The sequence below is a fragment of the Saccharopolyspora hattusasensis genome (assembly GCF_050972075.1).
In the GTDB taxonomy this organism is placed as follows: domain Bacteria; phylum Actinomycetota; class Actinomycetes; order Mycobacteriales; family Pseudonocardiaceae; genus Saccharopolyspora; species Saccharopolyspora hattusasensis.
The window spans coordinates 2,989,535-3,003,054 of sequence record NZ_JBPCDC010000001.1 but is presented as its reverse complement, the minus strand read 5'-3'; the positions used below and the strand labels follow the sequence as shown (position 1 = coordinate 3,003,054).

Annotated in this window: 12 protein-coding genes; 11 read left to right on the top strand and 1 reads right to left on the bottom strand. The window is 70.5% G+C overall.

Going from position 1 to position 13,520, the window contains the following annotated elements; translation table 11 throughout:
* The first annotated feature begins 46 nt into the window (after window positions 1–46).
* The 5 genes from lysA (at window position 47) to rho (ending at window position 7,444) form a co-directional block, all read left to right on the top strand.
* Window positions 47–1,468, top strand: a complete 1,422-nt coding sequence (lysA, locus tag ACRXBZ_RS13485; RefSeq protein WP_433879423.1) for a diaminopimelate decarboxylase — start codon at window positions 47–49, stop codon at window positions 1,466–1,468.
* On the top strand, window positions 1,465–2,769 hold the full coding sequence (locus ACRXBZ_RS13480) for a homoserine dehydrogenase (RefSeq protein WP_433879422.1): 1,305 nt from the start codon (window positions 1,465–1,467) through the stop codon (window positions 2,767–2,769). The genes lysA and ACRXBZ_RS13480 overlap by 4 nt, the downstream gene beginning before the upstream one ends.
* Window positions 2,770–2,789: 20 nt before the next feature.
* Window positions 2,790–3,854 (top strand): threonine synthase, encoded by a 1,065-nt coding sequence (gene thrC, locus ACRXBZ_RS13475; protein ID WP_168589850.1) that lies wholly within the window; start codon window positions 2,790–2,792, stop codon window positions 3,852–3,854.
* Window positions 3,851–4,777: a homoserine kinase gene (gene thrB / locus ACRXBZ_RS13470; protein WP_433879421.1), complete on the top strand. Its 927-nt coding sequence runs from the start codon at window positions 3,851–3,853 to the stop codon at window positions 4,775–4,777. Before thrC ends, thrB begins: the two co-directional genes overlap by 4 nt.
* Window positions 4,778–5,560: 783 nt before the next feature.
* Window positions 5,561–7,444: a transcription termination factor Rho gene (gene rho / locus ACRXBZ_RS13465; protein WP_433879420.1), complete on the top strand. Its 1,884-nt coding sequence runs from the start codon at window positions 5,561–5,563 to the stop codon at window positions 7,442–7,444.
* A gap of 123 nt (window positions 7,445–7,567) precedes the next feature.
* Here the strand turns inward: rho and ACRXBZ_RS13460 are convergent, their stop codons facing one another.
* Entirely contained in the window at window positions 7,568–7,942 is a 375-nt protein-coding gene (locus ACRXBZ_RS13460) for a hypothetical protein (RefSeq protein ID WP_433879419.1), read from the bottom strand.
* Window positions 7,943–8,219: 277 nt separating this feature from the next.
* Here ACRXBZ_RS13460 and rpmE point away from each other — a divergent pair, with 277 nt between their 5' ends.
* The 6 genes from rpmE to ACRXBZ_RS13430 all read left to right on the top strand — a co-directional run bounded on the left by rpmE (window position 8,220) and on the right by ACRXBZ_RS13430 (window position 13,339).
* The gene (rpmE, locus tag ACRXBZ_RS13455; protein ID WP_433879418.1) at window positions 8,220–8,441 is read left to right on the top strand and encodes a 50S ribosomal protein L31; all 222 of its coding nucleotides are present in this window, start codon (window positions 8,220–8,222) and stop codon (window positions 8,439–8,441) included.
* 210 nt (window positions 8,442–8,651) lie between these two features.
* On the top strand, window positions 8,652–9,719 hold the full coding sequence (prfA, locus tag ACRXBZ_RS13450) for a peptide chain release factor 1 (RefSeq protein WP_433879417.1): 1,068 nt from the start codon (window positions 8,652–8,654) through the stop codon (window positions 9,717–9,719).
* 168 nt (window positions 9,720–9,887) lie between these two features.
* Window positions 9,888–10,760: a peptide chain release factor N(5)-glutamine methyltransferase gene (gene prmC / locus ACRXBZ_RS13445; RefSeq protein WP_433879416.1), complete on the top strand. Its 873-nt coding sequence runs from the start codon at window positions 9,888–9,890 to the stop codon at window positions 10,758–10,760.
* A gap of 136 nt (window positions 10,761–10,896) precedes the next feature.
* On the top strand, window positions 10,897–11,547 hold the full coding sequence (locus tag ACRXBZ_RS13440) for an L-threonylcarbamoyladenylate synthase (protein WP_168585132.1): 651 nt from the start codon (window positions 10,897–10,899) through the stop codon (window positions 11,545–11,547).
* Between the two features lie 146 nt (window positions 11,548–11,693).
* Window positions 11,694–12,866, top strand: coding sequence for a glycosyltransferase family 4 protein (locus tag ACRXBZ_RS13435; protein ID WP_433879415.1), 1,173 nt, complete (start codon window positions 11,694–11,696; stop codon window positions 12,864–12,866).
* Window positions 12,863–13,339, top strand: a complete 477-nt coding sequence (locus ACRXBZ_RS13430; RefSeq protein WP_433879414.1) for a Cg1360 family ATP-synthase-associated protein — start codon at window positions 12,863–12,865, stop codon at window positions 13,337–13,339. Before ACRXBZ_RS13435 ends, ACRXBZ_RS13430 begins: the two co-directional genes overlap by 4 nt.
* Window positions 13,340–13,520 lie beyond the last annotated feature (181 nt).

Genomic DNA, 13,520 nt, shown 5'->3' with positions numbered 1-13,520 from the left:
AGTAACAACGGCCTGTCCAGCAGCAGGCCGCGCGAAGGAGCTATAAATGCGCGCCCATCCCGCCGGGCCGCGGCATGCCGATGTCGTGCCGCCCGGCAACACCGCAGGGCCCGTTCCGAGCACCGCCGGAGAACTCGACCTGCTGCACCCGCACGTGTGGCCGCGCAACTGCGAGCGCGGCGCCGACGGCGTCACCCGGTTCGCCGGGATCGACGTCCGGGAGCTCGTCGAACGCTTCGGCACCCCGCTGTTCGTGCTCGACGAGGACGACTTCCGGTCGCGCTGCCGCGACTACGCCGAAGCCTTCGGCGACCCGGCCGCCGTGCACTACGCCTCGAAGGCGTTCCTGTGCACCGAGGTCGCCAAGTGGGTCGCCGAGGAGGGCTTGAGCCTGGACGTGTGCAGCGGCGGCGAGCTCGCCGTGGCGCTGCGCGCCGGATTCCCGCCCGAGCGGGTCACCTTCCACGGCAACAACAAGTCCGTCGCCGAGCTGACCGCCGCGGTCGAGGCCGGGGTCGGTTCCGTGGTGCTGGACTCGTTCCACGAGATCACCAGGCTGGACCACATCGCCTCCGAGCGAGGCGTCCGCCAGCACGTGCTGGTGCGCATCACCGTCGGCGTCGAGGCGCACACCCACGAGTTCATCGCGACCGCGCACGAGGACCAGAAGTTCGGTTTCTCGCTGGCCAACGGGCAGGCCGCCGACGCGGTGCACCGCGTGCTCAAGGCCGACTCGCTGGTGCTGTCCGGCCTGCACAGCCACATCGGCTCGCAGATCTTCGACGTCGACGGCTTCGAGCTGGCCGCGCACCGGGTGGTCCGGCTGCTGGCAGAGCTGCGCGAGGAGCACGGCACCGACGCGCTGGCCACCGCTTCCACCGTGGATCTCGGTGGCGGTTTGGGCATCGCCTACACCGCCGAGGACGACCCGCTGCCGCCGGCGCAGCTGGCGGTCCGGCTGCACGAGATCGTCGGAAAGGAAGCCGGGAACGCCGGCATCCCGGTGCCGAAGATCGCCGTCGAGCCCGGCCGCGCCATCGTCGGCCCGGGCATGGTGACCGTCTACGAGGTCGGGACCATCAAGGACGTGGCGCTCGGCAGCGACGTGGAGCGCAAGTACGTGAGCGTGGACGGCGGCATGAGCGACAACATCCGCACCTCGCTCTACGACGCCGTCTACGACTGCCGTCTGGTGTCCCGCGCCGCCGAGGCGCCCGCCGCGCTGTCCCGCATCGTGGGCAAACACTGTGAATCCGGTGACGTAGTGGTGCGCGACAGCTGGCTGCCGGAGGACATTGCTCCAGGAGACCTGCTAGCGGTGGCCGCCACCGGCGCGTACTGCTACGTGATGGCCAGCAACTACAACCGCCTGCCCAAACCGCCCGTGGTGGCGGTTCGCGATGGTCAGGCGCGGTTGCTGTTGCGCAGGGAGACCGAGGACGACCTGCTCCGGCTGGAGGTTGAGTGATCCACGACCGTGAACCGATCAGGGTCGCGCTCTTGGGGTGCGGGACCGTCGGTACCGAGGTGCTGCGCCTGTTGCAGGACCAACCGGAGGAATTCGCCGCGCGCACCGGCGCGCCGATGCTGGTGACCGGGGTGGCCGTGCGCCGCCCGCACAAGCACCCCGACGTGCCCGAGCACCTGCTCACCACCGACGCGCAAGCGCTGGTGGAGGGCGATGTCGACGTCATCGTGGAGCTGATCGGCGGCATCGAACCGGCCCGCAGCCTGCTGCTGACCGCGCTGAAGTCCGGCAAGTCGGTGGTGACCGCGAACAAGGCGCTGCTGGCCGAGCACGGCTCGGAGCTTTACGCGGCGGCCGACGCCTCGGGCGCCGACATCTACTTCGAGGCGGCCGTGGCGGGCGCGATCCCGCTGCTGCGCCCGCTGCGCGAGTCGCTGGCCGGGGACCGGATCAACCGGGTCATGGGCATCGTCAACGGCACCACCAACTACATCCTGTCGGCGATGGACTCCACCGGCGCCGGCTACTCCGAGACGCTGGACGAGGCCGGTCGGCTGGGCTACGCCGAGGCGGACCCGACCGCGGACGTGGACGGCTTCGACGCCGCCGCGAAGGCCGCGATCCTGGCCTCGCTGGCCTTCCACACCCGGGTCACCGCCAGCGACGTCCACCGCGAGGGCATTTCGGCGGTCACACCCGGCGACATCGCCGCTGCGCGCACCCTGGACCGCACGGTGAAGCTGCTGGCGATCTGCGAGCGGGTGGTCGACGAGGACGGCACCGAGTCGGTGTCGGCCCGCGTGCACCCGGCGATGATCCCGCGCAGCCACCCGCTGGCCGGGGTCGGTGACGCGTTCAACGCGGTGTTCGTGGAGGCTGAGGCCGCCGGTCAGCTGATGTTCTACGGGCAGGGCGCCGGGGGGGCGCCGACCGCCAGCGCGGTGCTCGGCGATCTCGTCGCCGTCGCCCGTAACCTGGTCGTGGCGGGCAAGGGGCCCCGTGAGTCGGCGCACGCGCAGTTGCCGATGCGCCCGATGGGCAAGACCCCGACCCGCTACCACATCAGCCTCGACGTGGCCGACAAGCCGGGCGTGCTCTCGCAGGTCGCGGCCACGTTCAACGAGCACGATGTGAGCATTTCGGTGGTGCGCCAGCAGGGCAGGGGAGCGGAGGCCAGCCTCGTGGTGGTCACCCACACCGCGCCCGATGCGGCACTGAGGTCCACAGTGGACAAGATCGCGCAGCTACCGGTGGTGCGCGAGGTGGTCAGCGTGATGCGCGTGGAAGGTGAATCGTCGTGACGAACGTCCAGGGTGTGCCGGTGCAGTCCGGTGCTGGGTGGCCTGGCCTTATCGAGGCGTACCGAGACCGGGTCCCGGTCCCGGACGGGGCGCGCATCGTGACCCTGCAGGAGGGCAACACCCCGCTGGTGCCGGCCCACCACCTCTCCGAGCTCACCGGTTGCACCGTCTACCTGAAGGTGGAGGGCGCCAACCCCACCGGTTCGTTCAAGGACCGTGGCATGACGGTGGCCATCACGCACGCCCTCGCCGAGGGCAGCAAGGCCGTCATCTGCGCCTCCACCGGCAACACGTCGGCCTCGGCCGCGGCCTACGCCGCTCGCGCCGGGCTGACCTCGGCGGTGCTGGTGCCGCAGGGCAAGATCGCGCTCGGCAAGCTCGCCCAGGCGGTCGTGCACGGCGCGAAGATCCTGCAGGTCGAGGGCAACTTCGACGACTGCCTGGAGTTGGCCCGCAAGACCTCCGCCGAGCACCCGGTGACCCTGGTCAACTCGGTCAACCCGGTCCGGCTGGAGGGCCAGAAGACCGCCTCGTTCGAGATCTGCGACGTGCTCGGCCGGGCACCCGACGTGCACTGCCTGCCGGTCGGCAACGCCGGCAACATCACGGCCTACTGGAAGGGCTACACCGAGTACGCGGCCGACGGCGTGATCGAGCACACGCCCCGGATGTTCGGCTTCCAGGCCGCCGGTGCCGCGCCGCTGGTGCACGGCCAGGCCATCGCGCAGCCGGAGACCATCGCGACCGCGATCCGGGTCGGCAGCCCGGCGTCGTGGGCCGGTGCGGTGCGCGCGAAAGACGAGTCCGGCGGGCTGTTCGAGGCGGTGACCGACGAGCAGATCCTCGCCGCCTACCGGACGCTGGCCGCGCGGGAAGGCGTCTTCGTCGAGCCCGCCTCGGCGTCCAGCGTCGCCGGCCTGCTGGCCACCGCCGCGGACGGCCGGCTCCCGGCCGGTTCGGTCGTGGTGTGCACGGTCACCGGCCACGGCCTCAAGGACCCGGACACCGCGCTGTCCGGCATGGTCGAGGTCGAGCCGCTGCCGGTGGACCCCGGCGCGGTCGCCACCGCGCTGGAACTGGCATGACCGGACTGCCGGTATCGGCCGTCCGGGTGACCGTGCCCGGCTCCACCGCGAACCTCGGCTCCGGTTTTGACACCCTGGGCATGGCGTTGTCCTTGTACGACGCGGTTTCCGTGCGGGTCGTTGATGGAGCCGCGGGTTCGGCGTGCGTGTCGGTCGAGGGGCAGGGCGCCGCCGAGCTGCCCACCGACGAGCGTCACCTGGTGGTGCGGGTCATCCACAAGGCGTTGGCCGAACTGGGTTTCGCGGCACCGGCGCTGCGGTTGCACTGCCAGAACTCGATTCCGCAATCGCGCGGGCTGGGTTCCTCGGCGGCGGCCATCGTCGCCGGGGTCGCCGCCGCCTTCGGGCTCGCCGGATTCGATTTGCGCGACAAGGAAAACCCCGACCGGGCGTTGCAGCTGGCCGCGGTCTGGGAAGGGCATGCGGACAACGCCGCGGCGAGCCTGTTCGGTGGATTCGTCGTCGCCTGGCAGGAATCCGGGCGCTTCCACGCGGTCCGGATGCGGCCGCACCCGGACGTGTCACCGATCGTCCTTGTCCCCCAAGAGGAGTCGTTGACGCACACCACCCGCGGTTTGTTGCCCGAACGGGTTCCGCACGCGGACGCGGCGTTCGCGGCCAGCCGTGCGGCGCTGGCGGTGCACGCCATCACCAGCGATCCGGCGTTGCTGCTCGCCGCCACCGACGACCGGCTGCACCAGAATTACCGCGAGCCGGCCTGGCCGGAAACCATCGCGCTGGTCCGCCGGCTGCGCGCGGCGGGCATCGCCGCCGCCGTGTCCGGTGCGGGCCCGACGGTACTGGCGTTCCCGCCCGGCGGGGCGCTTCCGGCCGGCATTGCGTCCGGCATTGCGCCGAACGGCTTCGACGAGCTGCGCCTTCCGGTCGATCCGGCCGGCGTGCGGGTCGAGCCGCAGGTCTGACCCGGGGCCGTGAACCATGCCGGAAAGCCCAGTTCATGGCCCCGGAACCCGCCGTCTTGCGGCCGAGTGGTACAAAGGAAGTGTCGTCGGCCGCTGGCAGCGGCTCCCGTTGGGTAGTTGTCGACGGCGTGATCTGGGACGGGCGTGCCACGCCCAGGGGGGGTTGTTGCACCCGGACTACGGGGCGTCTACCCTCAAGGTCAATCAGTCACCGCGCCCAGGGCGCCGGTGCCATGCCCGGGACATCGTTTTCCGGGGCGCATCTCCCGCTGTGAATTGGACTCCACCCGGTACGGGTGAAGATCAACTTAGCGAGTCCGGGGCGATCGCGGTGACCGAGGCAGGAGTTGTCAACTCAATTGAGTTCGCTTCGGGACGATCGGCGGTGCACATCCGTTGCCGATGTCGGGGTGGGGGCCTTAAGTTCCACGGTGTGGCCCCCGAGGTGACCATGACGCCGGCTCGACGCCCCGTAGCTTCCCGGTTCTCCACCGGGGCGCAAGGTGAGTCGGGAATTCCTGGGATGAGGCGGCAGCAGGGCGTGCATCGGCATGTGTGGATCGGAGTGGATGCGTCGCACATGGACCACGCGAGCCGGGTACCTCCCACCGCCCGGTGCTGCTGGTTTCCCGAGCCATCGCCGAAATCGGTCGCGCCGCGTGCGCGGAGCTGATCCGAACCGGCAAGAGGGCTGGTAGCACACACCGGCCGCCCGCACTCCAAGAGCGGGCGGGCAATCCGCTGGGTCGCGTAGGAGGCGCGGTCCGGTCAGGAAGGACATTCGTGAGCAACACCGAACTGTTGAGCAGCGAGGCGACGAACGCCTCTTCGGCTGGCCAGCAGGAATCCGAGGCCAACGGCACCCCGCGGCGACGTGGCGGACTCTCCGGCATGGTTCTCGCCGAACTGCGCCAACTCGCGGGGGAACTGGGGATCGAGACTGGTGGTCTGCGCAAGGGCGACTTGATCGCCGCGATCAAGGAGAAGCAGGGCGGCACGACCGCGCCGCGGACCCGCTCCGCCAAGAAGAGCACGGCCCGCGCCGAGGAGCCCCTTGCCGCCAAGGCCCACCAGCCGGCGCTGGACGAGACCGAGGCCGCCCCGCGCGAGACCCCGGCCGAGTCCGGCAGCGGCACCAACGGTGCCCGCACCCGCGCCCGGCGCCCGCAGGCCGTCGAGTCCGCAGGTGAGGACGACAACCGGCGCGGTAACCGTCGCCGCCGTTCGCCCGGCCGGGCCAGCGCGGCCGCCGAATCGGGTGGTGCCGACGAGCAGCGCGGCACCGAGCGCAAGCCGGAGGGCCGCGACAACCGCCCGGAGCGGGACAACCGCCCGGAGCGGGACAACCGCCCGGAGCGGGACAACCGCCCGGACCGCGGCAACCGGCAGGACCGGGACCGCGACAACCGGCAGGACGACGATGACGACGAGGGCGGTCGTCGGGGTCGTGGCCGCCGGTTCCGCGACCGCGACCGCCGCCGCAACCGAGGCCGCGGCGAGGGCGGCGAGCCCGAGGTCCGCGAGGACGACGTGCTGCTGCAGGTAGCCGGCATCCTGGACGTGCTGGAGAACTACGCCTTCGTGCGCACCTCCGGCTACCTGGCCGGCCCGAACGACGTCTACGTGTCGTTGTCGCTGGTCCGCAAGTACGGGCTGCGCCGCGGCGATGCGATCAAGGGCGTCATCCGGCAGCCACGCGAGGGCGAGCAGCAGCGGCAGAAGTTCAACCCGCTGGTTCGGGTGGACTCCATCAACGGCCTGGAGCCGGACGCGGCGAAGAACCGCCCCGAGTTCCACAAGCTGACCCCGCTCTACCCGAACGAGCGGCTGCGCCTCGAAACCGAGCCGCACAACCTGACCGGCCGGATCATCGACCTGGTGATGCCCGTCGGCAAGGGGCAGCGCGCGCTGATCGTCTCGCCGCCGAAGGCCGGTAAGACGATGGTGCTGCAGGCGATCGCCAACGCGATCACCACCAACAATCCCGAGTGCCACCTGATGGTCGTCCTCGCCGACGAGCGTCCGGAAGAGGTCACCGACATGCAGCGCTCGGTCAAGGGTGAGGTCATCGCCTCCACCTTCGACCGGCCGCCGTCGGACCACACCACGGTCGCCGAGCTGTCCATCGAGCGGGCCAAGCGGCTCGTCGAGATGGGCCACGACGTGGTCGTCCTGCTGGACTCGATCACCCGACTGGGCCGCGCCTACAACCTGGCGGCCCCGGCGTCCGGGCGAATCCTGTCCGGTGGTGTGGACTCCACGGCGCTGTACCCGCCGAAGCGGTTCCTCGGCGCGGCTCGCAACATCGAGAACGGCGGCTCGCTGACCATCTTCGCCACGGCGCTGGTGGAGACCGGTTCCACGATGGACACGGTCATCTTCGAGGAGTTCAAGGGCACCGGTAACGCGGAGCTGAAGCTGGACCGCAAGCTCGCGGACAAGCGGCTGTTCCCGGCGGTGGACGTCGACTCCTCCAGCACCCGCAAGGACGAGATCCTGCTCTCGCCCGACGAGCTGGCCGTCACGCACAAGCTGCGCCGGGTGCTCGCCGCGCTCGACGCGCAGCAGGCGCTGGAACTCCTGCAGGACCGGCTGCGCAAGACGCGCACCAACATCGAGTTCCTGATGCAGGTCGCCAAGACCACCCCGGGCAAGGACGACGACTGACCGGTTCCCACCGGCTGTCCCGTTCGCGCCCGACGGCAGGGCCCGCACCGACCCCGGTGCGGGCCCTGCCGTTTTTCTGGGGGTGGGTGACAGGAAGGTTCCCATGCTCACACCCGCGCGGCGTCAGGCTCGGGCGCACTCCGGGGTGTCCCGGTCGCGGTAGGCGCGGACCAGCAGGGCGGCCAGCAGCGCGGCGCCGACCGGGCCGAAGGCGAGCGCGGCGACGACGGGCAGCCGCAGCCCGTCCATGGCGAGGGCGCAGGCCACCATCAGCAGCGGGTAGCTGAACCGCAGGCCGCGGCGCTGCCAACGGAAGTTCCAGCGGACGTGGCTCGCGGTGAACAGGGCCAGCCCGGCGGCGAACCCGAACAGCAGCGGCGCGGAGAGGCTCAGGTCCTGGTCGAGGCTCGGGTCGCGCACGAGCAGCACGTCGAGCAGGGCGGCGACCCCGGCCGCGCTGCATACGAAGAGCAGGGGCAGGAACACCCACGACTTCACGGTGAGCCTTCCCAGGACCGAACACAGCTGCACGCGTCGAGGATGGACGGCGTACCACCCCGGACGCACCCTCGACCGGGGGTTGCTCGGCAGGCGGTTCGTTTGGTGCGTTGGGCGGTTGCGCGGACGCGCCGAAAGGCCCGGCGGAATACCGGATGGGCCCCCTGCGTTGCAGGTCACGAGCCCTGGTCTGGCAGAATGCAGGGTTGATCCGGCACCGGTTCACCGCGCGGCAGCGGCCGCGTGGACCCGGCGGCCAAGTAGAGAGGACGAGCCGTTGAAGAGTGGCATCCACCCCGAGTACGTGGTCACGCAGGTGAACTGCGGTTGTGGCAACAGCTTCGCCACCCGCAGCACCCGCAAGACCGGCCAGATCACCGTCGAGGTCTGCTCGAACTGCCACCCGTTCTACACGGGCAAGCAGAAGATCCTGGACACCGGCGGCCGCGTGGCCCGCTTCGAGGCCCGCTACGGCAAGCGCCAGAAGGCACAGAAGTAGCTGCACCGACGGCGCCCGTCCCACGCGAGCAGCGCGGGACGGGCGCCGTCGCCACGTTTGGTGTCCGAACGCCCGCAGCAAAAGAAGTCCCGCAAGGCACTTCTGAGAACCCGCGGCGGTGCAAGTTGCTTGCCCCACCGCAAGTTGCTTGCCCCACCGCAAGCGGCTGACGCCGCTTGTTAATGAGGAACCAGCGGAAGAGGGTCGCCAGTGGAGACATCGAAGCTCGAAGTGCTGCTCACCGAGTACGCGGAACTGGAGCAGCGGCTGGCCGATCCCGGCGTGCATGCCGACCAGGCCAACGCCCGCAAGCTCGGCCGGCGCTACGCCGAGCTCGCCCCGATCGTGCGCACCGCGCGGGAGCTTGACCAGGCCCAGTCCGATCTGGACACGGCCCGCGAGTTCGCCGCCGAGGACGCCGCCTTCGCCGAAGAGGCCGGCTTGCTCGCCGAGTCGGTCCCGGTTCTGGAAGCGAAGCTCACCGAACTGCTGCTGCCCCGCGACCCGCACGACGGTTCCGACGTGCTGCTGGAGGTCAAGTCGGGCGAGGGTGGCGAGGAGTCCGCGCTGTTCGCCGGCGACCTGCTGCGCATGTACCTGCGGTTCGCGGAGCGCCAGGGCTGGCGGGCCGAGGTACTGGACAAGACCGAATCCGACCTCGGCGGCTACAAGGACGCCACGGTCGCCATCAAGGCCAAGGCCGGCGACACCAGCCCCGACGGGGTCTGGTCGCGGCTGAAGTTCGAGGGCGGCGTGCACCGCGTGCAGCGGGTGCCGGTCACCGAGTCGCAGGGCAGGGTGCACACCTCCGCCGCCGGGGTGCTGGTTTACCCCGAACCGGAGGAGGTCGAGGTCGAGGTCGACGAGAAGGACCTGCGCATCGACGTCTACCGGTCGTCCGGGCCGGGCGGGCAGAGCGTGAACACCACCGACTCGGCGGTGCGGGTCACCCACCTGCCGACCGGTATCGTGGTGTCCTGCCAGAACGAGAAGTCGCAACTGCAGAACAAGCAGCGCGCCATCCAGGTGCTCAAGGCCCGGTTGCAGGCGCTCGCCGAGGAAGAAGCCGAGCGGGAGGCTTCGGAGACGCGGCGCAGCCAGGTGCGCACAGTGGACCGTTCGGAGCGCATCCGCACCTACAACTTCCCGGAGAACCGCATTTCCGACCACCGGGTGAACTACAAGGCCTACAACCTGGACCAGGTCCTGGACGGCGATCTCGATGCGGTGGTGGCAGCCCTGCTCGCCGCCGACCGGAAAGAACGCCTCGCGCTTTAAGGCCTGTTTCCAGGCTCGTTTTGCGTGGCGGTGCGAGTGGCGGAACCTCAGACGCCGTCTGGTCTGCGGGGCCCCCGATTTACGTATGTCCACAAGTTGCGTGCGTGGGCTAAGCGGCTGGCGCCGCTTCAAGAGCAAAGACCAAAAGCAGGCATTTAAGCTAACCGTGTGACGCGACAGCCCCTACGCCTGGCCATTCTCGAGGCGGAACGCATCCTCGCCGCGGCGGGCGTGGCGAGCCCGCGCACCGATGCCGAACTGCTTGCCGCGCACCTGCTCGGGGTCGAGCGCACCAAGTTGATGATGGTGCCGCTGGTGGACCCGCCGGTGGTCCAGGCGCTGCACGATCTGGTGCGCCGCCGGGCCGCGCGGGTGCCGTTGCAGCACCTCACCGGTACCGCGTCGCTCGGCGCCGTGGCGCTCGAAGTCGGGCCCGGCGTGTTCGTGCCCCGGCCCGAGACGGAACTGCTGCTCGCTTGGGGCCTGGCGACGCTGGAAGACGTGGAGAGGCCGACCGTGGTGGACCTCTGCACGGGGTCCGGGGCGCTGGCGCTGGCGATGGCGAACGCCCGCAAGGACGCCACCGTGCACGCGGTGGAGAAGGAGCCCGCCGCGCTGGCCTGGGCGCGCCGCAACGCCGACCAGCAGGCGCAGGCCGGTGACACCCCGATCCATCTCTACGCGGGGGATGTCACCGACCCGATGCTGTTCATGGAGCTGGAGGGCCTGGCCGACCTGGTCCTCTGCAACCCGCCGTACGTGCCGGAGGGCACCCCGGTGCCGCCGGAGGTCCGCGACCACGACCCGCACCAGGCGGTGTTCGGCGGCCGCGACGGCCTCGACGTGGTCCGGCACGTCGTGGGCTGCGCGGCGCGGCTGCTGCGTCCCGGCGGTGGGGTGGCCATCGAGCACGACGACACCCACGGCGGCTCGGTGCCCGCTCTGCTGCGCGCCCGCCGCGTCCTCGAAGACGTCCAGGAACACACCGACCTGGCCGGTCGCCCCCGCTTCGCCACCGCCCGCCGCACCCGGCCGGAGTGACAGGAAGGTTCCCATGCTCCAGCCGCCGGGCCGGATCAGCTGCGGGCGTTGACGAACTCGCGCAGCAGGCCCGCCGGACGGCGATGAGCCGCACCACTCGAACGGGGCCGATCCCGGGCGTGCCAGGATTCGGGGTGTGAGCACCGTCTATGACTGCACCAGTCCGGACAGCCGCGAGGAAGGCCTGGCCGCCGCGGCCAACGCGGTTCGCGCGGGCGGGCTGGTAGTGCTGCCCACCGATACCGTCTACGGCATCGGCGCGGACGCCTTCGACTCCAACGCCGTGCACGCCCTGCTCGCCGCCAAGGGGCGCGGCCCGGACATGCCGGTGCCGGTCCTGGTCGGCTCCTGGTCCACTGTGGACGGGCTGGTGATGTCCGTTCCGCAACAGGCGCGCGCGTTGATCGAGGCGTTCTGGCCCGGCGGGCTTTCGCTAGTGCTGCCGCAGGCGCCGTCGCTGTCCTGGGACCTCGGCAACACCCGGGGCACGGTGAACCTGCGGATGCCGCTGCACCCGGTGGCCCTGGACCTGCTGCGCGAGGTCGGCCCGATGGCCGTCTCCAGCGCCAACCGCACCGGCCACCCGCCGGCCGGCAACGCCGACCAGGCGCGCGAGCAGCTCGGCGACTCCGTGCAGGTCTACCTCGACGGCGGCCCGTCCGGGGAACCCGTCGCCTCCACCATCGTCGATCTCACCCAGGGCAAGCCGCGGGTGCTGCGGGAGGGCGCGGTGAGCCTCGCCGACCTGTCCGAGGTGCTCGGCGAAGAGCTCGAAGCGGACCGGTGAATGCGCCCCGGGCGCGGGCCGATAGCGTTAGCACTCGCCAGCCACAACGTGAACAGCGATGAGGAGCGCCGGGCTTGAGCAATCCGTTCTGGGGGCTGAACACCGAATTCCCGCGGGCCTCGGCGCAGCGCGGGTGAGCCACCGGTATGGACAATGCGCCGTGGGCTCCGGCCGGGCTACCCGCCCGTGAGTACCTCCTCGTCATGCTCACCGCTGCGGCGGCGACCTTCCTGCTGACCGGGCTGGTCCGGTTGCTGGCGATCCGCGTCGGCGCGGTCGCCTACCCTCGCAAGCGAGACGTGCACGTCAAGCCGATGCCGCGGATGGGCGGGGTCGCGATGTACGGCGGGGTGCTGGTGGCGATGTTCCTCGCCGCCAACCTGCCGACGCTGTCGCGCGGCTTCTCCTACTCCAACGACATCCTGGCCGTGATCATCGCCGGGGGGCTGATCGTCCTCGTCGGAGCGCTGGACGACCGCTTCGAGCTGGATTCCCTGACGAAGCTGGCCGGGCAGGTCACCGCGGCCGGGATCCTGGTGCTCTTCGGTGTGCAGTGGTTCATGTTCTGGGTCCCGTGGGGTGGTGGGGACGAGGGCCATGTGGGTCAGCTGATGGTGCTGGGCAGCAACCAGGGCCAGCTGCTGACCGTGTTGCTGGTCGTCGCGATGATCAACGCGATGAACTTCGTGGACGGGCTGGACGGGCTGGCCTCCGGCATCGGCCTGGTCTCGGCCACCGCCACCTTCGTGTTCTGCCTCGGCGTGCTGGACCGGCAGGGCGGCGACGTCAACGCCTACCCGCCTGCGCTGATCGCGGCCGCGATCGCCGGGGCCTGCCTGGGCTTCCTGCCGTACAACTTCCAGCCCGCGAAGATCTTCATGGGCGACTCGGGTTCGATGCTGATCGGCCTGATGCTGGCCACCGCCAGCACGTCGGCGTCCGGCCGGATGAACTACGCCTACATGAACCCGACCGACACCATCGCGCTGCTGTCGCCGCTGCTGGTGGTCGCGGCGGTGCTGTTCGTGCCGCTGCTGGACCTCATCATGGCCGTCGTGCGCCGCACCCGGGCAGGCAAGAGCCCCTTCCACGCTGACAAGATGCACCTGCACCACCGGCTCCTGGAAATCGGGCATTCGCAGCGCCGCGCGGTGCTGCTGATCTACCTGTGGGCGGCCGTCATCGCCTTCGGCGCGGTGTCGTTGACGCTGTTCAACGCGGTTGTTGTGGCATGGGTCGTAGGCCTCGGGGTGTTGCTGGCGGCTATCATCTCGGTGATTCCGCGAATGCGCACCCGAGCCGATCGAGAGTCCCGATGAGCGAAGCGACCGACGCGCCGACCCCCGCTGAGACCCCCGAGGCGGCCGAGACCGCGAACCCGCATGCGGAAATCGTGCGGAGGCTCGCATCGGCCATGCTGCGCACCGCCGTGTGGCCGGGTGTGGCGACGGTGGCCATCGGGGCGATCGTGGCGACCGTGCTGTTCGGGGTGCCCGGGCTGATCGGTGCGCTGGTCGGCGGCGTCGTGGCGTTCGCCTCGTCGCTGCTGACGATCTGGCTGATGCGGTTCACCGGTGGCATGAACCCGCATTTCGTGATGGTCGCCGCGCTCGGCGGCTACATCGGCAAGATGATCGTGCTGCTGGTGGTGATGACGCTGCTGGGCGGCATCGACGCGATCCACCGGGAATCGCTGGCATTCACCATGCTGGCCACCGTGATGGTGTGGGCGGGCGCCGAAGTGGTGGCTTTCAAGCGCACCAAGATTCCCACCATCGTGCCGGGGAACTGATCGGTTTCGGCGGGATTTCCCCGTGGTCGGCCGTTGGCCGGATGGGTGGTGCCCGACCACATGTCGGGTGGCTACTTACCCGCTGATATCGTCCCGCGGCAGAAGCCTTCCCTGCGCAGCGCGGGTCGGAGGACTCCACGGAGGTCCCGCGATCCCACGTGGTGGGGAGGGCCCCTCCGCG